The following is a 20,573-nucleotide window of genomic DNA, read 5'->3' on the forward strand; positions in this document are numbered from 1 at the left end:
CCCCTGGCGGGCGTGTCAGCCCGCCATGCCGGTCATCTGCAGAATAAAGACGCCCAGCGTGATGGTGACGCTGCTGGCAAGCGTTGTAATGGCGACCGTATTGGCGGCAAGCCTTGCGTTACCGCCCATGGCGCGAGCCATCACAAAGCTGGCAGCGGCAGACGGGCTGCCCAGAAACAGAAACAGCAGGACCAGCTCCCGCCCCTCGAAGCCTGCCAGCCAGGCCACCAGTATGGCCGCGGCCGGCATCGACACCATCTTGATCAGACTGGCGCCGAGCGCTGCGCCGCTGGCTTCGCGAATGGCGGTCATCGACATGGTGCCGCCGATGCTGATCAGTGCCAGCGGCAGTGCCAGATTGGCAAAGTACTCTCCCGAGGTGTGCAGCCAGTCGGGCAGGGCCAGCCCGCTGGCAGCAAAGGAGAGTCCTGCCACCACGGCAAGAATCAGCGGATTCCTGACAATCTTGAGCACAATGCTGCGCCAGCCGGCTCGGGCCTGCGGCTGATACCAGGCCAGCACGATCACGGCCAGCACGTTATAGAGCGGGATGAGGGTGGCCACCAGCACGCTGCCGGTAGAGAGACCGAATGACCCATACATGTTGGCGGCCAGTGCCAGTCCGATGATGCCGCCGTTGCCGCGAAAGGCCGCCTGCACATAGACGCCGCGATCTTCAAGGGCGACCCGTCTTGTTGCCCACCACCAGATGAGCAGAAAGCTGGCCACGGTCGCCAGCGCCAGATAGGCCATCAGGTCGGGTATGATCGCCTGCGACATGTCCGCATCGATCAGGGACAAAAAAAGCAGGGTGGGCATGGCGCCGCGAAACACCAGCGCCGAGCTGGTATTGACAAAGGCGCTGTCGATCCATTTGAGGCGCTTGAGCGCAACGCCCAGCAGCACCATGGCAAAGACGGGAAAGGTGACATTGAGGGTTTCGGCAAACAGGGCGGACGGATTCATGCGGGGCTACCGTATGGCGACAGGGGCCATGACATTATGGCCTCCCCGAAGACGACCCGATCAGGGCCGCCCCGGAGAAGACCTTCCGGAAAGTGATATCAAAAGGAATCTAGAGCGTGGCAAATCCGGTGATCAGACCGGCCAGCACCACGACAAAAAAGAGGCGGTTACGCAGGCGGCGGGAAGAAGCGGACATGTACGGCTCCGGAGCAGATGAGAGTCAGGGCCGTTCATTATACGCATCGCCGGCGGGCCGGGCGACCCGCCTGCCCGTGACACTCGGTCGCGATGTCCTGCGCCGGGTCGAGCATGATGCCTGTTCAAACAGATGTCGTGCATACAGGGAGTGCATCACATCGTTAGCCGTCGTATTGTTTCAAATTTGATGACGATGGAGCGAGCAGGATGAGCGCAAGACCGCGAGAGTGCCATTTGGCCGATAACCGTCTGGCCGGTCTGGTATGGGAGCGGGAGGGGCTGTCGAAGGAGGCGCCGACCTGGGTGGCCCTGCATGGCTGGCTGGACAACGCCGCCACCTTCACACGGCTGGCGCCATTGCTGGTGGAAAGGCTCGATATTCGTATCGTGGCCATCGACTTTGCCGGCCACGGCAAATCGCAGTGGCTGGGCAAGGGCACTGATTACGCGCTCTGGGACTACCTGCATGACGTGCTGGATACGCTGGATGATCTGGGCCTCGAGCGGGCCACGCTGCTGGCGCATTCGCTGGGCGCCTGCGTGTCGTGCCTGCTGGCGGCCGCGCTGCCCGAGCGTATTGAACGGCTGTGGCTGATCGACGGCATCGGTGCGCTGACGACACCGGCGGATCAGGCGACGCGTCAGCTGCGCAACGGCGTGCTGGGTGTACGCCGGCCGCTGTCGCCGCCGCCATCCTATGCAACGCTTGAAGCGGCGCTCGAGGCGCGTGTGGCCGGCGCCATTACACCGCTGGATCATGACACCGCCGAGCCGTTGATCGCGCGCAGCCTGGTGCAGGATGATGCGCGAATGCGCTATCGCACCGACCCGCGATTGCTGCGCCCCTCGCAGGTCAAGCTGACGCCTGCGCAGTCCCGCGACATGCTGCTGGCCATTCAGGCGCCGGTCGATCTGATCGAGGCGCAAAACGGTATCGTCGGCAACCATCTGGACCGCGAAGGCGTACGTCACGAGATGACCACCCTGACCACCCATCGCGTGCCCGGCGGCCATCATCTCCATCTCGAGCCGCAGAGCGTGACCGGGGTGGCCGGGGCAATTCTCGCGGCCTATGGCGTGGCGTAGTCCTCGCGGGTACGGCGCAGCAGGACGTAGACGGCGCCGGTGCCGCCGTCCCGATCCTGAGCCGAACAAAAGGCCAGCACCTCGGGAAGCTCGCGCAGCCAGGCGTTGACGTGGCTTTTGATGACCGGATAGCGCGCCGCGCCCGACCACGCCTTGCCGTGAACGATCAAGACGCAGCGCGCCCGATTGGAACGGGCTTCCTGCAGAAAGGCTTCGAGCTCGGCCCGGGCCTGCTCGAGATCGTAGCCATGAAGGTCCAGGCCCGCCTGCCAGGCAATCGCGCCGCGCTTGAGCTGGGCAAGGGTGCGATGGGGCAGATCGCTGAGGGAAAACATGAGCGTCTCTGACGGACGTACCGCATCGACGCGCCCATCGGAGGTGCGCGAAGAGGTGGCCGTCACCGTACTGCCGCTGCTGGCCGCGGCCTCGCGGCGATGACGAAGGCTCTCGCGCTGAGGCCGGCGGCCGACGTCGGCGCGGTCATGATGGACAGGACGAATGTCGCTGCCCTGCATGGCCTCGCGAAAGACCGACCAGTCATCATCGTCAGGGGGGCGGTTACCGGCCATGCCTTTGTCTCCACTGGGTAATGTTGTTGCCCGTCATGCTGATGGTGGCGTCGACGTCGTGAGTTCAGCCGCTGATTATAGGGAATCAGGTCCTGATGTGCAGGTCTGTAACGATGCGCCGCTACGGGATAACGGGTACACTTTCGGCCTCTCTTTACTTGATCAATACCCGACAAGGCCGCCGCACTCATGAGCGACGTTTCTGCCCGCATGCCCGTACCCGCCGCTGCGCCACTGTCACTGGATGATGACACCCTGATCGATGAGCTGGTCACCGTGCGCGACTACCTGCGCCTGGCGGTCAGCGTCTTCAACGCCCACGATCTGTATTACGGTCACGGCACCGACAGCGCCTGGGACGAAGCCGTGGCGCTGGTGCTGGGTGCGCTGCGCCTGCCCCATGATGTCGACCCGGCCATTATCGATGCCCGGGTCCTTCGCATCGAGCGTATGCGCATCATTACCCTGTTGCGCGAGCGCACCACCGCGCGTCGCCCGCTGCCCTATCTGCTGGGAGAAGCTTTCTACGCCGGTTTTGCGTTCAACGTGGACGAGCGCGTGCTGATCCCGCGCTCGCCGATCGCCGAGCTGATCGAGTCGGGCTTTGACCTGTGGTTTGACGAGCGTGACCCGGCGCACATGCTGGATCTGTGCGCCGGCTCGGGCTGTATCGGCATTGCCGCCGCGCTGATGATGCCGACCACCCATGTCATGCTCTCGGATGTCAGCAGTGATGCCATCGATGTGGCCCGGGCCAACATCTCCCGTCATGACGTGGGCGATCGCGTCAGGGCGGTAGCCGGGGATCTCTTTGCCCCGGTGGCCGGCCAGCGCTTTGATCTGATCGTCAGCAACCCGCCCTATGTGGATGCCCATGATCTGGGCGGCATGCCGGTCGAGTTCGGCCATGAGCCGACGCTGGCGCTGGGCGCCGGAGATGACGGTCTCGAGATTGTCCGGCGCATACTGCGCGAGGCGCGCGAGTATCTCACCGATGATGGCGTACTGCTTGTGGAAGTCGGAAACTCCGAACGCCACGTCATCGAGACCTGGCCGGACGTGCCCTTTTTGTGGCTCGAGTTCGCCCGCGGCGGTCACGGGGTGTTTGCATTGACCGCGGCTCAGCTCGATGAGTGGGCGACGGTGCTGTCGCGCTGAGTCTTCAGGTCGGCAGGCGCCGGTTTGAATTTTGATCTGTCGTGTCGCCGGATGATCGGCCGGCACGGCGCACTATCAGGAAAGACACCATGTCCGGTAATACCTTCGGCAAACTCTTTACGCTGACCACCTTCGGGGAAAGCCATGGCCAGGCGCTGGGCGCCATCGTGGATGGCTGTCCGCCGGGTCTGCCGCTGTGTGAGGCGGACCTGCAAGGGGATCTGGATCGCCGTCGCCCCGGCAGCTCGCGCCACACCACGCAGCGGCGCGAGGCCGATGAGGTGCGCATTCTCTCGGGCGTGTTCGAGGGGGTGACCACCGGCACGCCGATCGGTCTCATGATCGACAATACCGATCAGCGCTCGAAGGATTACTCGAAGATCAAGGATCAGTTTCGCCCGGCGCACGCGGACTACACCTATCACCACAAGTACGGCGTTCGGGACTATCGCGGTGGCGGGCGCTCGAGTGCGCGTGAAACCGCCATGCGGGTGGCGGCCGGGGCGATTGCCAAAAAGTATCTGGCGGCAAAGGGCATCAGCGTGCGCGGCTACATGAGCCAGCTCGGCCCGATCACCATTGACTTCAAGAGCTGGGACGGGGTCGATGACAATCCCTTTTTCTGCCCTGACCCCGAGCGCGTGCCGGAGCTCGAGGCCTTCATGGATCAGCTCCGGCGCGATCAGGACAGTGTCGGCGCCCGCATTACCGTGGTCGCCGAGGGCGTGCCGGTCGGGCTGGGCGAGCCGGTATTTGATCGCCTGGATGCCGAGCTGGCGCATGGTCTGATGAGCATCAATGCGGTCAAGGGCGTGGAAATCGGTGCCGGCTTTGACAGTATTGCCCAGCGCGGCAGTGAGCACCGCGATGAGATGACGCCCGAGGGTTTTCTCTCCAACCATGCCGGCGGCGTGCTGGGCGGTATTTCGACCGGTCAACCGCTCGTGGCGCATCTGGCCCTCAAGCCGACCTCCAGCATTACCACGCCCGGTCGCTCGATCGACGTGCATGGCGAGGCGGTCGAGGTGATCACGAAGGGGCGTCATGACCCCTGCGTGGGCATTCGTGCCACACCGATCGCGGAGGCCATGATGGCGCTGACCCTGATGGATCATCTGCTGCGCCAGCGCGGCCAGAATGGAGACGTGAGCGTCGATACCCCCCGTCTCAAGCAGCACTAGCGCTGCCGGGCAGCTACGGCTGCTCCGATGATTTCCCTGCCTTGTCGGCAAGCTCGCGGGCCCGCTTCTGGCGGGCCTTTTGCCGATAGCCATAGGTGGCCGCGCGTACCGTCTCGTCGCTTTCAAGGCCGGCGCCCAGCGCACCGGCAACAGTGGCAACCGACGTGGCCAGCCAGGCCAGCGACAGATAATCGACAAGGGCGATGTCGTGTTCCAGCACGGTCTGCAACAGGCTCGAGGGCACAAACAGCGCCACTGCGCCCAGAAACAGGGCCAGCAATGATGCGTAATAAAACACCACGCCCATGCTCAGGGTAATCAGGGTGGTGAAGTTATAGAGGCGGGCCATGGGGAAGGCCTGCGGATGACGCTGTGGCTCCCAGAGGCCGTGGTCAAGAATGATCCAGCCCACCATGGCCATCATGGCGGCTGCCATGAGGGCCGCAAACCGCCACGGCTCGTAGGCATCACTCAGGCGCCACAGGGTCGGAAAGATCAGTCCGTAGGCACCGGTGGCAAAGGCCACGGCGATGATCTTTCGAAAGGTGGGGAAAATGGTCCAGGGGCGGTTGGCCCGGACCATACCGCCCAGCAGCTTGCAGGCCCCCGGCAGTCGCCGGGCGGCCACAAAGCGCACATCGATATCCTGCTCGTCATCGTCCACGTTGACCCGCTTGATGGGCGCTATCCGCTCGGAGAGGCGCAGGCCCATCAGATCGCGGGCATTGTGATGACGCCACCAGTCCCGCAACCCCCGACGCCTGCTGTCGTGGCGCTGCTGCTGGCGGTCACGCTCGGCCTCGGAGCTGCCGTGATGCAGATCGCTGACCAGCTGGACCGTGGATTCGATCAGCCGGCGACGCAGGGGCGAGGCGCCCAGCGCCGGCTGTGAAATGATGGCCACGCCCCGGGCCTCGCAGACTTCCGCCACCACCAGCTGCCGGTCACGAAAAATGGGCAGATCGGTGATGCAGATGATGTAGTCCCAGCGCCGCGACTCGCTCAGTTCCCGGGCCTTGGACAGGATATCGCGGGTGTTGTCCTCGGCGCCGATCAGCGGGTCGGTCACGCTGTCCAGCTGCCATTGGCAGGTGTCATCGACATCGCTTGAAAGAAACGACTCCAGCTCATCGATGATCAGTGACACCAGCTGCGCGGGCAGCTCGGGGGCCGGTACCAGACCGACTGTCAGCGTGATGGAAGCCTCGTGTTCGTGACGCCCTGACGCATCGCGCGAGGTGTGCGGGTCGTGGCTGCTGGTATCGGTTGACATGGGATCCGTCATTGTCTGAAAGGGAAGAGGCCGGTATCAACGTCCGAGCCTGGCGCAGGAAAGCGCTTTCATCATGTTATTGTGTTGAAACGCGCGTCGGTGCAAACGATCAAGGCACAAAAAGTTACACCGGGTTACCATGTTCGCCGTCGACAGCCCCCAGGATGGGAGAGTGGAGGCATGCCCCCAGTGGATACTACATCTTCAATGAGACATGACATGTTGCAAGAGATCGATGGACAGGCCGGGGTATTCGCCCGGCTGCGTCAGGAAGCGCTGACTGCCGCACGGGCTGAACCCCTGCTGGCGGCGATGCTCGAGACCTGTGTGGTGTCCCATTCCTGTCTTGAAGACTGTCTGACGACTGTCATGGCCACCGCACTGGCCGACAGGGCGCTGTCGATCGATGCCCTGATGCCCTGTCTGCGGGAGATCTATCAGGCGCACCCGGCACTGGTCGATACGGCCGCACGCGACATGACGGCAGTCATCGAGCGCGACGCCGCCAGCAGCGACTACCTGCCCGTGCTGCTCTATCTCAAGGGATTTCAGGCGCTGCAGGCCCATCGGCTGGCCCATGCCCTGTGGTGTGACGGCCGGTACATGCTGGCCCGGGCCATTCATGACCGCAGCACGCGCGCTTTCGGCATCGATATTCATCCGGCCTGCCGGGTCGGTCATGGGGTCATGCTGGATCATGGCACGGGCATCGTCATCGGTGAGACCGCCGAGATCGGCGATAACGTCTCGATCATGCAGGGCGTCACGCTCGGCGGCACCGGCAAGGAGAGCGGCGATCGTCATCCCAGGGTGCGCAGCGGCGTGCTGATTGGTGCCGGCGCCACTGTGCTGGGCAATATCGAGATCGGTCATGGCGCTCAGATCGGGGCCGGCAGCGTGGTGCTGGACCGCGTGGCGGATCATACGACGGTAGTCGGGATTCCGGCACGTCAGGCCGGTCGGCCGCGCTGTCCGAGCCCGTCGGTCACCATGGAGCACGGCAGCTTTCAGCACGTTTCCAGTGCTCAGTGGTATCAGCAGGGCAGCTGACAGGGCGTCAAGGACAAAAAAACAGCAGGGGCCGGTCACATGACCGGCCCCTGCTGTTTTTTTGTCCATCGGATCGGCTCAGAACTGCCAGCCGACGCCGAAGTAGTAGCCCCAGCCGGTGCTGCGAACGCGGAAGTCACCGTCGCCGAAGTTCAGCGTGCTGCCGTCGTTCCACTGACCGCCGTTATGGAAATAGCGGGCCACGGCCATGAAGCGCAGGTGCGTAAACGAGTAGACAAAGGCGTTGGTGGCCACCACTGATTCATTGGTGCGGGTCGGATTGTCGTCGCCAAGGTCCGAACCGAAGTCATAGTTGGTAAAGCCGGCATAGAAGAGGCTGGCGCCGTTATCGAAGCTGGCCAGCGGGTAGCTGTATTCGAGCTGCGCGCGATAGCCGTCCCAGCTGTTTTCGTTGTCGGCGCCGTAGTTCTCCCACTGATACTTGCCATAGAAGTTGAACGAGACATCCAGTGCCGTGCCGGTGTCGATGTCGCTGCCCAGACCGGTATAAAGCGTGTTCTGACGGTTGTCGCTGTTGTGGCCCCAGTCATAGATCCAGTTGGCGGCCAGATACCATTCGCTGATGGGCCCCAGGCTCAGGTCGCGCCCGCTCAGGTCGTTGAGCGACAGTCGCGGCTTGATCTCGGCAAAGATCGGCGAGCCGTTGTCGAAAATGCCGCTGTCGGCGGCGTTGCCGATGCCGAAGAACTTGGGCATGTCGATATAGCCGTAGAGATCCAGCGGTCCCTTGCGGCCGAAAAACTCGTACTCGAGATAGATGTCGTCGATTCTTTGCGGACCGAAGCGAATATCCTTGCTGCCGATGACGGTGACGTTCTGGTTGTACCAGTCCGACAGATAGGCGCTGCGTGGGGCATCCTCGGTCGTTTCGTAGCTGGCGGTTTCACCCGAGGCGGCCGGGTCCGTGGCGCGCTGTTCATCGGCGTGGGCCGACAGGGGCAGCAGCAGGGCGGTGAAAAGCAGGGCGCGGGGCGCGCACGGGTTTGCCCGGCATGTGGTGGGCATGCTGGTAGGATTGGACATGATCGTTCCTTGCAAAACGTGGTGTTGTTATTGGTCGGGTTATCGTTGTGTTCGGCAGGCTTGCCTGTCAGCTGCGATGGCACCACGCCGGGCGTCGCGATGCAACTCCCGCCCGGTTTTCCGTTGAACCTCAGATGCTATCGGGGGGCTGTCGGGACGCTTCGAGCAGATCGATCATGGCGCGTGCGGCGTTGGAGAGCGTGCGGTTTTCATGAAAGAGATAGCCCAGCGGCCGCTCGATCGGCGGGTGATCGATCGCAAGGCGATGGACACTGTCATCGAGCAGGGTCTCGGGCAGAACGCTCCAGCCAAGGCCAATGCTGACCATCATCTTGAGCGTTTCCAGAAAGTTGGTGGACATGGCCACGTTCACGTCGAGTCCCTCATGGGCAAAGGTGTCGACCACCATCGCGCGGGTAAAGGTCTGCTCGCCGGGCAGAACGGCCTCGACCTCGCTGAGCCGGGACAGTGTCAGGGCCGACTCACGGGCCAGCGCATGATCCGGGGCGCAGACAAAGCAGAGCCTGTCGACCCACAGCGGCGTGGCCACCAGCGGCGCTGCCGTCTGCGGGGCAAGCGTGGCCAGCGCCAGCTCCAGCGACCCGTCCAGCACCCCCTGATAGGCCTGCTCGGAATCCATGAAGCGCATGTCCAGCCGCACATCCGGCCAGCGCCGAGTGTAGCGTCGCAGCACAGGGGGAAGTCGATGCAGCCCGATATGGTGGCTGGTCGCCAGGCTCAGCTGACCGCGCACCGTGCCGCTCAGATTGGTCAGGGCCCGCTGGGTGTCCTCGAAAAGCCCCAGGATCCGGCGGGCGCGGGGCAGCAGCGTACGGCCCGCTTCGGTCAGACCGATGCGTCGACCGATGCGATCAAAGAGCCGCGCATCGATCTGCGCCTCCAGGGTGGCAATACGCTTGCTGACCGCGGACTGGGTGAGGTGAATCTCGTCGGCGGCCAGCGAAAACGATTCACACTCGGCTACCGCCACAAAGGCGCGCAGGCTCTCGGTGTCCATTGATTCCTCCCCGGAATGGGAGCCATGAATAGGATGAATTGCTTTCATGGTATATCGCGGCGTAGTGTAGGCGCCAGACAGGTGTGGAGGGGCCCATGGCACAACAAGCGCGCCCGAGCACTCTGGACCGTAAACGCGCCCCGAGCGCAAGGAGAGACGACATGGCAGGACAGACGCTTTACGACAAGCTCTGGGCATCGCATCTGGTATCCAGCCGCGATGACGGCACCTCACTGATCTACATCGATCGCCATCTGCTGCATGAGGTGACCTCGCCGCAGGCCTTTGAAGGGCTGCGTCTGGCCAACCGTCGCCCCTGGCGCATCGATGCCAACATCGCCACCGCCGATCACAACGTGCCGACCTCCCTGAAGGAGCGCAGCGCCGGTATCGAGGGCATCGAGGACAACGTCTCGCGCATTCAGGTCCAGACGCTGGATGACAACACCACCAGCTTTGGCATCGAGACCTTCGGCATCAATGACGTGCGCCAGGGCATCGTGCACATCATCGGCCCCGAGCAGGGCGCGACGCTGCCGGGCATGACCGTGGTCTGCGGCGATTCGCATACGGCGACCCATGGCGCCTTCGGCGCGCTGGCCCACGGCATCGGCACGTCCGAGGTCGAGCACGTGCTGGCGACCCAGTGCCTGATCCAGCGCAAGATGAAGAACATGCAGGTGCGCGTCGAGGGGCAGCTGGGCCCTCACGTCACCGCCAAGGACATCGTGCTGGCCATCATCGGTGAGATCGGCACCGCCGGCGGCACCGGTTATGCCATCGAATTCGCCGGCAGCGCCATTCGCGATCTCTCCATGGAAGGTCGCATGACAATCTGCAACATGGCGATCGAGGCGGGCGCCCGCGTGGGCCTGGTGGCGGTCGACCAGACCACCATCGACTACGTGAAGGGCCGTCCGTTTGCGCCGACCGCCGAGCAGTGGGACGCCGCGGTGGAAAGCTGGCGCTCGCTGGTCTCCGATGACGATGCGGCCTTCGACAAGATCGTCACGCTCGACGCCGCCGCCATCGAGCCGCAGGTCAGCTGGGGCACCAGCCCCGAAATGGTCGTGGGCATCCACGGCAGCGTACCCGACCCGGCGCAGGCCGCGGATGACACCACGCGTCGCGGCATTACCCGGGCGCTGGAGTACATGGGACTGCAGGCCGGCCAGAAGATGACCGACATCCGGCTGGATCGCGTCTTTATCGGCTCGTGCACCAACGCGCGCATCGAGGATCTGCGCGCCGCGGCAGCCGTGGTCAGGGGCCGTCAGGTCGCCGGCAGCCTCAAGCAGGCGATGGTCGTACCGGGCTCCGGGCTGGTGAAGCGCCAGGCCGAGCAGGAAGGGCTGGATCAGGTGTTTGTTGAGGCCGGATTTGAATGGCGCGAAGCGGGCTGTTCAATGTGTCTGGCCATGAATGCCGACAAGCTGGGCGCCGGCGAACACTGCGCCTCGACCTCGAATCGCAACTTCGAAGGCCGTCAGGGCTATGGTGGGCGCACGCATCTGGTCAGCCCGGCAATGGCTGCTGCCGCCGCGATTGCCGGCCACTTCGTCGATGTTCGCGAGTTCGTGGATACGCCCGTGCCGAGCCGGCGCGCCGCCGGGCTCTAAGCGCCCATTCATGCCATTGTCAGGGAAATCACCATGAAAGCCTTTGTCCGTCAAAAGGGTCTGGTCGCGCCGCTGGATCGTGCCAACGTCGACACCGACCTGATCATCCCCAAGCAGTTTCTCAAGTCGATCAAGCGTACCGGCTTCGGCCCCAACCTGTTCGATGAGCTGCGCTATCTCGACGAGGGCTATCCGGGGCAGGACTGCTCGAAGCGGCCCATCAATCCGGAGTTTGTGCTTAACCAGCCGCGCTATGAAGGAGCCAGCGTTTTACTGGCGCGCAAGAACTTCGGCTGTGGCAGCTCGCGCGAACATGCGCCCTGGGCGCTGGAAGACTTCGGCTTTCGCGTCATCATCGCGCCGAGCTTTGCCGATATCTTCTTCAATAACGCCTTCAAGAACGGGCTGCTGCTGATTCAGCTCGATGAGGCCACGGTGGATCGCCTGTTCGAGGCCGTTGAACAGACGCCGGGCTATCGTCTGGACGTTGATCTGGTTGGTCAGACCATCACCACGCCGGACGGTGAAGCGATCGACTTCGAAGTGGACCTGTTTCGCAAGTACTGCCTCGAAAACGGGCTGGACGATATCGGCCTGACGCTGACCGATAACTCTGAGGCCATTCGCGAGTTCGAAGCGCGTCATCGCGCGGCGCAGCCGTGGCTGTTTCGCGGTGAAGCGGCCAATCAGGCCTGAAATGATGGCCTGACAAGTACCCGGGTGTCGGCGGCGCGTCGACACCCCTGATGTTTCCTACGTTACAAAAGCGGCATGCCCGGTCGGGGATGACGTCAACGAGATCATGGTTCATGACACAACGTATTCTTGTACTGCCGGGTGACGGCATCGGCCCCGAAATTACCCGCCAGGCGCGCCGCGTACTGGACGCCTGCCGTGAGGCAGGCCTTGATATCGATATCGAGGAGGCGCCGGTCGGCGGCGCCGAAATCGACCGCTCCGGCGTACCGCTGGCGCCCGAGACGCTGGAGAAGGCGAAGTCAGCCGATGCCATTCTGCTCGGTGCCGTGGGCGGTCCGAAGTGGGACACCATGCCTGATATCAGCAAGCGCCCTGAAAAGGGGCTGCTGGCCCTGCGCAAGGAGCTGAACCTCTTTGGCAACCTGCGGCCGGCGCTTTTATATCCGCAGCTGGTGGAGGCCTCGAGCCTCAAGCCGGCGGTGGTGTCAGGTCTGGATATCATGATCGTGCGCGAGCTGACCGGCGGTATCTACTTCGGCCAGCCCCGTGGGCGCGACACCCGCGAGGACGGCACGCGCTACGGCTACAACACCTACATCTATGACGAGCACGAGATTCGCCGCATCGGGCGAGTGGCGTTCGAGATGGCGCAAAAGCGGGGCAAGAAACTCTGCAGCGTCGACAAGGCCAACGTGCTGGAAGTGACCATCCTGTGGCGCGACATCATGAACGAGCTGGCGCCGGAGTATCCGGATGTCGAGCTGTCGCACATGTACGTCGACAACGCCGCCATGCAGCTGGTGCGCGCGCCGAAGCAGTTCGACGTCATCGTCACCGGCAACATGTTCGGCGACATCCTCTCTGACGCCGCGGCCATGCTGACCGGCTCGATCGGCATGCTGCCGTCGGCCTCGCTCAACGAGCGCGGGCAGGGCATGTTCGAACCCTGCCACGGCAGCGCCCCGGACATCGCCGGTCAGGGACTGGCCAATCCGCTGGCGACCATCCTGTCGGTGGCCATGATGCTGCGCTACTCCCTGGGCGCGCCCGACATGGCCGATCGCATCGAGCGCGCCGTGGGTACGGTGCTGGATCAGAATCTGCGCACGGCAGACATCGCCTATGAGGGCACCCGTCAGGTCACCACCGAGGAGATGGGCGACGCCGTGCTCGCGGCCCTGATAACGAGCTGAAACCCCGGCCGGGCTGTGCCATGGCGCCGTGTGTCATGGCGCTCTCATACGGTAGTGCGCCCGGCGGCGCGCGCTCGTTTTCATTGCGTCGACACGGGATGGCGCTCGGGTGGCGCCCTCGATGAGCGCCCGGGTAGACTGAAGGGTATCGCCCCCGACACCCAGGAGTGCCCATGCCGTCATCACAGGGTCGCTGGCATATTCGCCGCGCCGCGGTCAGCGACGCCGAAGCGGTCGCCGACATCTTCAATCGTGACGAGGTCTATCCCTGCACCATGCAGCTGCCCTGGACCGGCATCGAACGCTGGCGCACCTTCCTGGAACAGGGGGAAACAGGGCGTCATGTGTTTTTGTGCGCCTGCGATCCGCAGCAGCCGGAAAGAGCGCTGGGGCTGATCGGCCTCCATCCGATCAGCGATTCGCCCCGGGTGGCGCATGTGCGCACGCTGGGGCTGTCCGTACATCCCGACTACGCCGGTCAGGGGATCGGTAGTCAGCTCCTGAAGGCAGCCATCGAGCTGGCGGATGACTGGCTCAACGTGACGCGACTGAGCCTTGGCGTGTACAGCCACAATCAAAGGGCCATCGAACTTTACGAGCGCCACGGTTTCGTGCGCGAGGGGCTCAGCCGCGGGATGGCCTTTGGCCACGGCCGCTATCTGGACAGTCTTGAAATGGCGCGTCTGCATCCGCGGCTTGTGCGGGAACTCGAGGCACAGGGCAAGTGTGATGCGACGCCCTCCAATCATTTATCACAATAGGGGAATACGAGATGTTGAGAACCGGATTTGTCGGCTGGCGCGGAATGGTGGGCTCCGTGCTGCTGCAGCGCATGCTGGAAGAGGACGGTTTCAAGCAGATCGAGCCGGTCTTTTTCACCACCTCTCAGGCGGGCAAGCCCGGGCCTGACGTGGGTGTCGATGTGCCGCCGCTCAAGGATGCCTTCGACATTCAGGCGCTGGCCGAGCTGGACGTGATCATCACCTGTCAGGGGGGCGATTACACCAGCGAGGTGTATTCGAAGCTGCGCGATACCGGCTGGCAGGGGTACTGGATCGATGCGGCCAGCACCCTGCGCATGGCGGATGACACGGTCATCGTGCTGGACCCGGTCAATCGCCACGTCATCGATCAGCGGCTGGAGGAAGGCTATAAGACTTTCGCCGGCGGCAACTGCACGGTCAGCCTGATGCTGATGGGGCTGGGCGGCCTGTATGAGGCCGGTCTTGTCGAGTGGATGACCTCCATGAGTTATCAGGCGGCCTCCGGTGCCGGTGCGCAGAACATGCGCGAGCTGCTCAACCAGATGGCGATGGTGGGCAATGCGGCCCGCGCCGAGCTCGATGACCCGACCTCGGCAATTCTGGATATCGATCGCCGGGTCATCGAGACCATGCGCGGCAGTGATTTCCCCGTCGATCAGTTCGGGGCGCCGCTGGGCGGCAGCCTGCTGCCCTGGATCGACAGGAAGATGGACAACGGCCAGAGCAAGGAAGAGTGGAAGGGCGGCGCCGAGAGCAACAAGATTCTCGGCCTGGCCGCCAACGAGATTCCGGTCGATGGTCTCTGCGTTCGCATCGGCTCGATGCGCTCCCATGCGCAGGCCTTCACGATCAAGTTGACACGTGATGTGCCGATAGACGAGATCGAGGATCGAATTGCACGTCATAACGACTGGGTCAGCGTGGTGCCCAACGACAAGGAGGCCACCCTGGCGCGCCTGACGCCGGCGGCCGTGACCGGCACGCTGGATGTGCCGGTAGGCCGTCTGCGCAAGATGGCCATGGGCGGAGAGTATCTGTCCGCCTTCACGGTCGGGGATCAGCTGCTGTGGGGCGCGGCGGAACCGCTGCGGCGCATGCTGGCCCTGCTGGTGGAGCGCCACTGACGCACTCGCCATCGTTATGCATGACAGGGGCGCCTCATCGAGGCGCCTTTTTTATATCTCTGCTGTGGAGCATGCCGATGGCCGACCGGCCCTGTCGCCTGCGTTTAAAAAGCGCGCTGTTGACCGCGTTACTCCTGTCATCGCCGATGATGGCCCATGCCCTGGGGCTTGCCACGCCGCAGGTCATGTCCGGTTTCAATGAACCCCTGAAGGCGCGCGTGGCGCTGCTGGATACCGGAGATCTGCGCGCCGACGACATCCGGGTCAGCCTCGCGGACAACGCGCGCTGGCAGGCCATGGAGATCGACCGGAGTGCCGATACCGATACCCTGCGACTGGCCGTCGATGGCCGCCCCGGTGATCTCTATCTGGACGTTCGCGGCAGTCGACCGCTCGCGACACCCTGGCTGGATGTGGTGCTCACGCTTCGCTGGCCACAGGGGGAGCTGACGCCGCAGCTGACCCTGCTGCCCTCGAGCGGGGCCACAGCCGGGGAGGAGATGGCCACGGCGGCGCCATCGTCTGCGCCGGGGGCGCGCCACCGCGCGGAGGCGACAGGGAACGCGCGTGAACCGGCCGCCGAGCGCCAGCGAGGCGAGGCGCCGGCAGCCACAGTGGACGCGGCGCGCATCGCTGCGCTGGAAGGCCGGCTTGACCGTCTGGAGCAGCAGCTGCGCGCCAGTCATCAGGCACAGGCGTCGCTGATGGCGGATCTCGAAACCGTCCGGGCGCAGTCTTCCGTGGATCGCAGTCCGATGGATACCGGGGCGGTCGAGGCGCTGGCGTCGCGCCAGCAGGCGCTGGAAACCCGGCTGGATCGCCTGGATCAGGATGCGCTCACGGCCGGTGTCTCCGCGCCCGGGTCGGCTGCCCCGGAGGAGACGCCGCAACAGGCTGTCTCGCCCCGAGAGACGGCCGTGACCCCGCTGCCCGAGCCCGCGGCGACCGGTCGCGACGCCGGCTTCGTCTGGACCTGGGCGCTGGCGGCGCTGTTACTGCTGGCGGCAGGGGGCTGGGCAGGAGTGCGCCGCTGGCGGCAGGGGCGCTATCGACTGGTCAGCGCCGCGGAGCTTTCGCAGGCCGGGGAGGGCGCGGCTGCTTCGCCGGCGGCGTCTGGCCGCGAGAGCGAGGGCGACGGCCGGGAGACAGGGAGGGCCGATGCCGGGCAGGATGAGGCGTGGGCAGCACATCGCGCCCAGATCGAGGCGATCTGCAGCGAAGCCGAGGTGTTTCACCAATATGGCCGGCGTGACCATGCCATTACCATGCTGCGGGAGGGGCTTGAGCAGTATCCCGATGACGTTCAGCTGATGCGGGCGCTGGCCGCGCTGGAAGCTGCCCATGACAGCGCCGAGCGCCATGATGATTCGTCGCAGGGTGGGGCTTCGCCGCCTGCTGCCGGGACGCCGTCCCTGGCCCCGGCGTGGTCGCTGCAGGCCTCCGCGGAGCAGGATGAGGTCATCGAGGCCGTCCCGGGCGCCGGCACCGCCAGCGTGAGCGGGACGGGCGCGGCGGCGCACGCCGGGGCGACAGCCGGATACCCCGGGGAGTGGGCGCTGGAAGAGGTGGCGTTCGAGGGCGCCAATGCGGATAATGAGCGCCCCGATGGCGAGCGCCCCACCTACCACACCCGAGAGAGGCAGGGCGGGCGATCCTGAAACTCCTTACATGAGGGCGGCCGGCCGGAGGATACATGCTTTTTCCGGCCGGCTGTCCCTGCATTACCGAGTCACATGTCCCTGTTTACACGACTGGATGAAACCGAACGCGTCAGCGGCCGTATTGCGCTGGGGCTCGAGTACCGTGGTACGGCCTATCAGGGCTGGCAGCGCCTGAGTCATGGCCCCTCCCTTCAGGCCGCTCTCGAAAAGGCGCTGTCGCGCATTGCGCAATCCCCCATCGAGGTCATGTGCAGCGGCCGTACCGACAGCGGCGTTCACGCCACCCGTCAGGTCGTGCATTTTGATACGACCAGCGCCCGAACGCTCAAGGCCTGGGTCATGGGCACCAACGTTCATCTGCCGCGCGACATGTCGGTGCGCTGGGCGCGCGTCATGCCGCATGACTTTCACGCCCGCTTTTCAAGCCTGGCGCGCCGCTATCGCTACGTGATTCTCAATCAGCCCGTACCGCCGGCGCTGGATGCCGAGCACATGACCTGGCACCGCGCGCCGCTGGATGACAGGCGCATGCACGACGCGGCGCAGGCGCTGGTCGGTGAGCATGACTTTTCCGGCTATCGTGCCGCCGGCTGTCAGTCCAGCACCCCCTGGCGCCATGTCCACTTTGTTGAAGTCACCCGGGCGGGACCGCTGGTGGTCGTCGATATTCAGGCCAATGCCTTTTTGCATCACATGGTGCGCAATATCGTCGGCGTGCTGCTCACCGTTGGTGACGGACGCCGCGATATCTCCCTCGCTCATGACATTCTGAACGGCCGGGATCGCACGGTTGCCGAGGCGACGGCGCCGGCGCAGGGGCTGCATTTCGTGGATGTGTACTATGATCCACGCTTTGAGCTGCCGGCCGAACCGCTGGGGCCGGCAGAGCTTTACTTCAGCGGCGAGTGGACCGGCGCGCGTACGCTGCCTGTCTCGAGCTATCAGCGCCCGGTCTATCGCGGTGAACCGCCAGGACACTTGTAATGCGAACCCGAATCAAGATCTGTGGATTGACCCGTGAAGCGGATGTCGATGCCGCCGTGGCCGCCGGTGCCGATGCGCTGGGATTTGTCATGTGGCCCGGCAGCAAGCGGGCCCTGACGATGGCCCGGCTCGAGCGGCTGGCCGCTCGGGTGCCGCCCTTCGTGACCCGGGTGGGGCTGTTTGTGGATCAGGCCCCCGATCTCGTGGCCAACTGCGCCCCCTGGCTCGACATGCTGCAGTTTCACGGCAACGAACCGCCCGAGGCCTGTGAGCTTTACGGCATGAGCTGGATCAAGGCGCTGCGCATGCGCGATGATATCGACCTGTATCAACAGGCCGAACGCTATCATCGCTCGCGCGGTCTGCTTCTTGATGCCTATCGGCCGGGCGTGCCGGGCGGTACCGGGGAGACCTTTGACTGGTCGCGCGTGCCCCGGGACCCGGCGCTGCCGATCGTTCTGGCTGGTGGCCTGACGCCGGATAACATTGCCGATGCGATCCATCAGGCGGCGCCGTTCGGCGTCGACGTCTCCGGCGGTGTGGAAGCCGACGCCGGCTGCAAGGACCCTGACCTGATCAGACGCTTCATTGGTCGAATACAGGGCGCCGGTGGCGCCGCCCCGACCTCCTGAGACCGCCAGGCAGTGGCAGGGCCGGCGTGAAGAGACACGCCGGGCTGGCCCTCGCTACCGCCGATGATTGATAATGGGGGCATGCGCCCTGTGCTTTTGACGGCGCGCCCATTCAAAAGACTGACCATCAACGATATGGAAGCCCTTTTTCGATGAGCTGGCTCGACAAGATTGTTCCTTCAATGGGGCGTACTGCCCGTACCGATCGTCGCAACAACATCCCCGACGGCCTGTGGCGTAAATGTCCCAATTGTGAGGCGGTTCTTTATCGGCCCGAGCTTGAGCGGCATCACAATGTCTGCCCCAAATGTGATCACCACCTGCGCCTGAATGCGCGGCGCCGTCTCTCCTGGTTTCTGGACAGTGACGGCCGCGAAGAGGTCGCGGCTCAGCTCGAGCCGGTGGATCGACTCAGGTTTCGCGATTCCAAGAAGTACAAGGATCGCCTCGCCGGCGCGCAGAAGGCCACCGAAGAGAAGGATGCCCTGGTCGTCATGAAGGGCACGCTCGACGGGCTGCCGGTGGTGGCCGTGGCGTTCGAATTCGAGTTCATGGGCGGTTCCATGGGCAGCGTGGTCGGCGAGAAGTTCGTACGCGCCGCGACCATTGCCCGGGAAGAGAAGCGCCCGCTGGTCTGCTTTGCCGCCTCCGGTGGCGCGCGCATGCAGGAAGCGCTGTTTTCGCTGATGCAGATGGCCAAGACCTCGGCGGCGCTGGAGCGCCTCAGCGGTGCCGGCATCCCCTATATTTCGGTGCTTACCGATCCGGTCTTTGGCGGCGTCTCGGCGTCACTGGCGATGCTGGGGGATCTCAACGTGGCCGAACCCAATGCCCTGATCGGCTTTGCCGGGCCGCGCGTTATCGAGCAGACCGTGCGCGAAAAGCTCCCCGAGGGCTTTCAGCGCAGCGAGTTCCTGCTGGAGCACGGCACGGTCGACATGATCATCCATCGCAGCGAGATGCGCACCCGCCTGGGGCGTATCCTGCGCACGCTGACCGATCGCCCCTCGGAGCCGGCCGTCACCATGCTGGAGGATGTGGAAGGCAATGATGGCGCGCCCTACAGCGCCGGGACCGCCCGCTGATCACCATGTCCCGCACATTGACACAGTGGCTGGCCCATCTGGAAAGGCTGCACCCGGTCGCCATCGACCTGGGCCTTGAGCGCATTAACACCGTGGCCGAGCGTCTGGGGCTGCTGTCCGGTCCCATCGCCCGGCAGGTGGTGACCGTGGCCGGCACCAACGGCAAGGGCTCGACCGTGGCAATGATCGAGGCCGTGGCGCAGGCGCATGGTCTGAGCACGGCCACCTATACCTCGCCGCATCTGCTGCGCTACAACGAGCGGCTGCATCTGGACGGGGCAGAGGTCAGCGACGAGGCGCTGATCGATGCCTTCGAGCGTATCGAGGCCGTGCGTCAGGACACCGGGTTGACTTACTTCGAAATGGGCACGCTGGCCGCACTGGTCATCATTCGTGATCGCGCCCCGGACATGGCCATTCTGGAAGTCGGGCTGGGCGGGAAGCTGGATGCCACCAATATCATCGATGCCGATGTCGGCATCGTGACCAGCGTGGCGCTCGATCATGCCGATTTTCTGGGCACCGATATCGAGAAGATCGGTGCCGAAAAGGCCGGCATCCTGCGCGCCGGGCGTCCCGCCGTACTGGGCAGTCGCGACATGGTCGCCAGCGTGGCAGAACATGCCAACTCCCTGCCGGTATCCCGCTGTTTCACGCTGGGCCGGGCGTTTGACTGGCAGCGCGATGACAGCGGCCACTGGCAGTGGCAGCGCCCGACCGGCGAGGCCGTCTCGCTGCCCGACCCGGGGCTGCCGCTGGACAACGCCGCCAGCGCGCTGACGGCACTCGAGGCCCTCGGCGTGCCGCTCGAGCCGGCACGGCTGGCACAGGCGTTTGCCGGTATCCGCCTGGTCGGTCGCATGCAGCGCATCGGCCGTTACTGCCTGGATGTGGCCCATAACCCGCATGCCGCGACCTACGTGGCCGCGCAGCTGGCGCAGGGGACGGCAACGCGACGGGTGGCGCTTCTGGGCATGCTCGGTGACAAGGACGCCGAGGGCGTGATCGAGGCCCTCTGGCCGGTCGTGGATGACTGGCTGCCGGTGACGCTGTCGGGCGCGCGAGCGCGTCAGGCACGGACGCTGGCAGAGATCATCCGGGCCCGTGGCGGACAGGTCATCGACGTGGCCGATAGCCCGGCCGCGGGCATCGACTGGCTTGAACAACATTCACAACATGATGACGTACTGGTCTGCGGCTCCTTTTTTACCGTGGCAGAAGCACTGGCCCGGCTCGAAAGGGGCGAGGAAACCGCGTAACAAGGAGAGA

The 20,573-nt window shown here is 64.6% G+C and carries 19 protein-coding genes; 14 read left to right on the forward strand and 5 right to left on the reverse strand.

Going from position 1 to position 20,573, the window contains the following annotated elements; translation table 11 throughout:
• Positions 1–15: 15 nt before the first annotated feature.
• Positions 16–966: an AEC family transporter gene (locus M1D97_RS06960; protein WP_456270007.1), complete on the reverse strand. Its 951-nt coding sequence runs from the start codon at positions 964–966 to the stop codon at positions 16–18.
• A 405-nt stretch (positions 967–1,371) separates the two neighbouring features.
• Between M1D97_RS06960 and M1D97_RS06965 the strand changes: the two genes are divergently transcribed.
• Complete coding sequence (locus M1D97_RS06965) at positions 1,372–2,250, forward strand: alpha/beta fold hydrolase (RefSeq protein ID WP_456270008.1); 879 nt, start codon at positions 1,372–1,374, stop codon at positions 2,248–2,250.
• Here the strand turns inward: M1D97_RS06965 and M1D97_RS06970 are convergent.
• On the reverse strand, positions 2,235–2,819 hold the full coding sequence (locus M1D97_RS06970) for a Smr/MutS family protein (RefSeq protein WP_456270009.1): 585 nt from the start codon (positions 2,817–2,819) through the stop codon (positions 2,235–2,237). The two genes, M1D97_RS06965 and M1D97_RS06970, sit on opposite strands and share 16 nt — an antisense overlap.
• 189 nt (positions 2,820–3,008) lie before the next feature.
• Between M1D97_RS06970 and prmB the strand changes: the two genes are divergently transcribed.
• Together prmB and aroC are read left to right on the forward strand one after the other, a co-directional pair.
• Complete coding sequence (gene prmB, locus M1D97_RS06975) at positions 3,009–3,977, forward strand: 50S ribosomal protein L3 N(5)-glutamine methyltransferase (RefSeq protein WP_456270010.1); 969 nt, start codon at positions 3,009–3,011, stop codon at positions 3,975–3,977.
• Between the two features lie 89 nt (positions 3,978–4,066).
• Positions 4,067–5,158, forward strand: coding sequence for a chorismate synthase (gene aroC / locus M1D97_RS06980; protein WP_456270011.1), 1,092 nt, complete (start codon positions 4,067–4,069; stop codon positions 5,156–5,158).
• A 13-nt stretch (positions 5,159–5,171) separates the two neighbouring features.
• Here the strand turns inward: aroC and M1D97_RS06985 are convergent, their stop codons facing one another.
• Positions 5,172–6,431, reverse strand: a complete 1,260-nt coding sequence (locus M1D97_RS06985; RefSeq protein WP_456270012.1) for a hypothetical protein — start codon at positions 6,429–6,431, stop codon at positions 5,172–5,174.
• Between the two features lie 219 nt (positions 6,432–6,650).
• On the opposite strand from M1D97_RS06985, the gene cysE reads away from it, so the two are divergent.
• Positions 6,651–7,481: a serine O-acetyltransferase gene (cysE, locus tag M1D97_RS06990; protein ID WP_456270013.1), complete on the forward strand. Its 831-nt coding sequence runs from the start codon at positions 6,651–6,653 to the stop codon at positions 7,479–7,481.
• A 78-nt stretch (positions 7,482–7,559) separates the two neighbouring features.
• On the opposite strand, the gene M1D97_RS06995 is transcribed toward cysE, so the two are convergent.
• Positions 7,560–8,525 (reverse strand): nucleoside-specific channel-forming protein Tsx, encoded by a 966-nt coding sequence (locus tag M1D97_RS06995; protein ID WP_456270014.1) that lies wholly within the window; start codon positions 8,523–8,525, stop codon positions 7,560–7,562.
• A 130-nt stretch (positions 8,526–8,655) separates the two neighbouring features.
• Complete coding sequence (locus M1D97_RS07000; RefSeq protein WP_456270015.1) at positions 8,656–9,543, reverse strand: LysR family transcriptional regulator; 888 nt, start codon at positions 9,541–9,543, stop codon at positions 8,656–8,658.
• 161 nt (positions 9,544–9,704) lie between these two features.
• Here M1D97_RS07000 and leuC point away from each other — a divergent pair, with 161 nt between their 5' ends.
• From leuC to folC, 10 genes are all read left to right on the forward strand, one after another.
• Positions 9,705–11,162, forward strand: coding sequence for a 3-isopropylmalate dehydratase large subunit (gene leuC, locus M1D97_RS07005; RefSeq protein WP_456270016.1), 1,458 nt, complete (start codon positions 9,705–9,707; stop codon positions 11,160–11,162).
• A gap of 33 nt (positions 11,163–11,195) precedes the next feature.
• On the forward strand, positions 11,196–11,858 hold the full coding sequence (gene leuD / locus M1D97_RS07010) for a 3-isopropylmalate dehydratase small subunit (RefSeq protein WP_456270017.1): 663 nt from the start codon (positions 11,196–11,198) through the stop codon (positions 11,856–11,858).
• Positions 11,859–11,971: 113 nt separating this feature from the next.
• Positions 11,972–13,054 (forward strand): 3-isopropylmalate dehydrogenase, encoded by a 1,083-nt coding sequence (leuB, locus tag M1D97_RS07015; protein WP_456270018.1) that lies wholly within the window; start codon positions 11,972–11,974, stop codon positions 13,052–13,054.
• A 173-nt stretch (positions 13,055–13,227) separates the two neighbouring features.
• On the forward strand, positions 13,228–13,815 hold the full coding sequence (locus M1D97_RS07020; protein WP_456270019.1) for a GNAT family N-acetyltransferase: 588 nt from the start codon (positions 13,228–13,230) through the stop codon (positions 13,813–13,815).
• Positions 13,816–13,826: 11 nt separating this feature from the next.
• Positions 13,827–14,942, forward strand: a complete 1,116-nt coding sequence (gene asd, locus M1D97_RS07025) for an aspartate-semialdehyde dehydrogenase (RefSeq protein ID WP_456270020.1) — start codon at positions 13,827–13,829, stop codon at positions 14,940–14,942.
• A 77-nt stretch (positions 14,943–15,019) separates the two neighbouring features.
• Complete coding sequence (locus M1D97_RS07030; protein WP_456270021.1) at positions 15,020–16,600, forward strand: type IV pilus assembly protein FimV; 1,581 nt, start codon at positions 15,020–15,022, stop codon at positions 16,598–16,600.
• A gap of 75 nt (positions 16,601–16,675) precedes the next feature.
• Positions 16,676–17,587, forward strand: a complete 912-nt coding sequence (gene truA / locus M1D97_RS07035) for a tRNA pseudouridine(38-40) synthase TruA (protein ID WP_456270022.1) — start codon at positions 16,676–16,678, stop codon at positions 17,585–17,587.
• Positions 17,587–18,219 carry a phosphoribosylanthranilate isomerase gene (locus M1D97_RS07040; protein ID WP_456270023.1) on the forward strand — a complete coding sequence of 211 codons (633 nt, stop codon included), beginning with the start codon at positions 17,587–17,589 and terminating at the stop codon, positions 18,217–18,219. Before truA ends, M1D97_RS07040 begins: the two co-directional genes overlap by 1 nt.
• 152 nt (positions 18,220–18,371) lie before the next feature.
• A complete protein-coding gene (accD, locus tag M1D97_RS07045) occupies positions 18,372–19,304 on the forward strand; it encodes an acetyl-CoA carboxylase, carboxyltransferase subunit beta (protein ID WP_456270024.1) in 933 nt (310 codons plus the stop codon).
• 5 nt (positions 19,305–19,309) lie between these two features.
• On the forward strand, positions 19,310–20,563 hold the full coding sequence (gene folC / locus M1D97_RS07050; RefSeq protein WP_456270025.1) for a bifunctional tetrahydrofolate synthase/dihydrofolate synthase: 1,254 nt from the start codon (positions 19,310–19,312) through the stop codon (positions 20,561–20,563).
• Positions 20,564–20,573: the final 10 nt, after the last annotated feature.

It is taken from the genome of Kushneria sp. AK178 (assembly GCF_053903105.1).

Coding starts and splice junctions, on each gene's coding strand:
- M1D97_RS06960 (WP_456270007.1), bottom strand. CDS start 966: ATGAATCCGTCCGCCCTGTTTGCCGAAACCCTCAATGTCACCTTTCCC.
- M1D97_RS06965 (WP_456270008.1), top strand. CDS start 1,372: ATGAGCGCAAGACCGCGAGAGTGCCATTTGGCCGATAACCGTCTGGCC.
- M1D97_RS06970 (WP_456270009.1), bottom strand. CDS start 2,819: ATGGCCGGTAACCGCCCCCCTGACGATGATGACTGGTCGGTCTTTCGC.
- prmB (WP_456270010.1), top strand. CDS start 3,009: ATGAGCGACGTTTCTGCCCGCATGCCCGTACCCGCCGCTGCGCCACTG.
- aroC (WP_456270011.1), top strand. CDS start 4,067: ATGTCCGGTAATACCTTCGGCAAACTCTTTACGCTGACCACCTTCGGG.
- M1D97_RS06985 (WP_456270012.1), bottom strand. CDS start 6,431: ATGTCAACCGATACCAGCAGCCACGACCCGCACACCTCGCGCGATGCG.
- cysE (WP_456270013.1), top strand. CDS start 6,651: ATGTTGCAAGAGATCGATGGACAGGCCGGGGTATTCGCCCGGCTGCGT.
- M1D97_RS06995 (WP_456270014.1), bottom strand. CDS start 8,525: ATGTCCAATCCTACCAGCATGCCCACCACATGCCGGGCAAACCCGTGC.
- M1D97_RS07000 (WP_456270015.1), bottom strand. CDS start 9,543: ATGGACACCGAGAGCCTGCGCGCCTTTGTGGCGGTAGCCGAGTGTGAA.
- leuC (WP_456270016.1), top strand. CDS start 9,705: ATGGCAGGACAGACGCTTTACGACAAGCTCTGGGCATCGCATCTGGTA.
- leuD (WP_456270017.1), top strand. CDS start 11,196: ATGAAAGCCTTTGTCCGTCAAAAGGGTCTGGTCGCGCCGCTGGATCGT.
- leuB (WP_456270018.1), top strand. CDS start 11,972: ATGACACAACGTATTCTTGTACTGCCGGGTGACGGCATCGGCCCCGAA.
- M1D97_RS07020 (WP_456270019.1), top strand. CDS start 13,228: ATGCCGTCATCACAGGGTCGCTGGCATATTCGCCGCGCCGCGGTCAGC.
- asd (WP_456270020.1), top strand. CDS start 13,827: ATGTTGAGAACCGGATTTGTCGGCTGGCGCGGAATGGTGGGCTCCGTG.
- M1D97_RS07030 (WP_456270021.1), top strand. CDS start 15,020: ATGGCCGACCGGCCCTGTCGCCTGCGTTTAAAAAGCGCGCTGTTGACC.
- truA (WP_456270022.1), top strand. CDS start 16,676: ATGTCCCTGTTTACACGACTGGATGAAACCGAACGCGTCAGCGGCCGT.
- M1D97_RS07040 (WP_456270023.1), top strand. CDS start 17,587: ATGCGAACCCGAATCAAGATCTGTGGATTGACCCGTGAAGCGGATGTC.
- accD (WP_456270024.1), top strand. CDS start 18,372: ATGAGCTGGCTCGACAAGATTGTTCCTTCAATGGGGCGTACTGCCCGT.
- folC (WP_456270025.1), top strand. CDS start 19,310: ATGTCCCGCACATTGACACAGTGGCTGGCCCATCTGGAAAGGCTGCAC.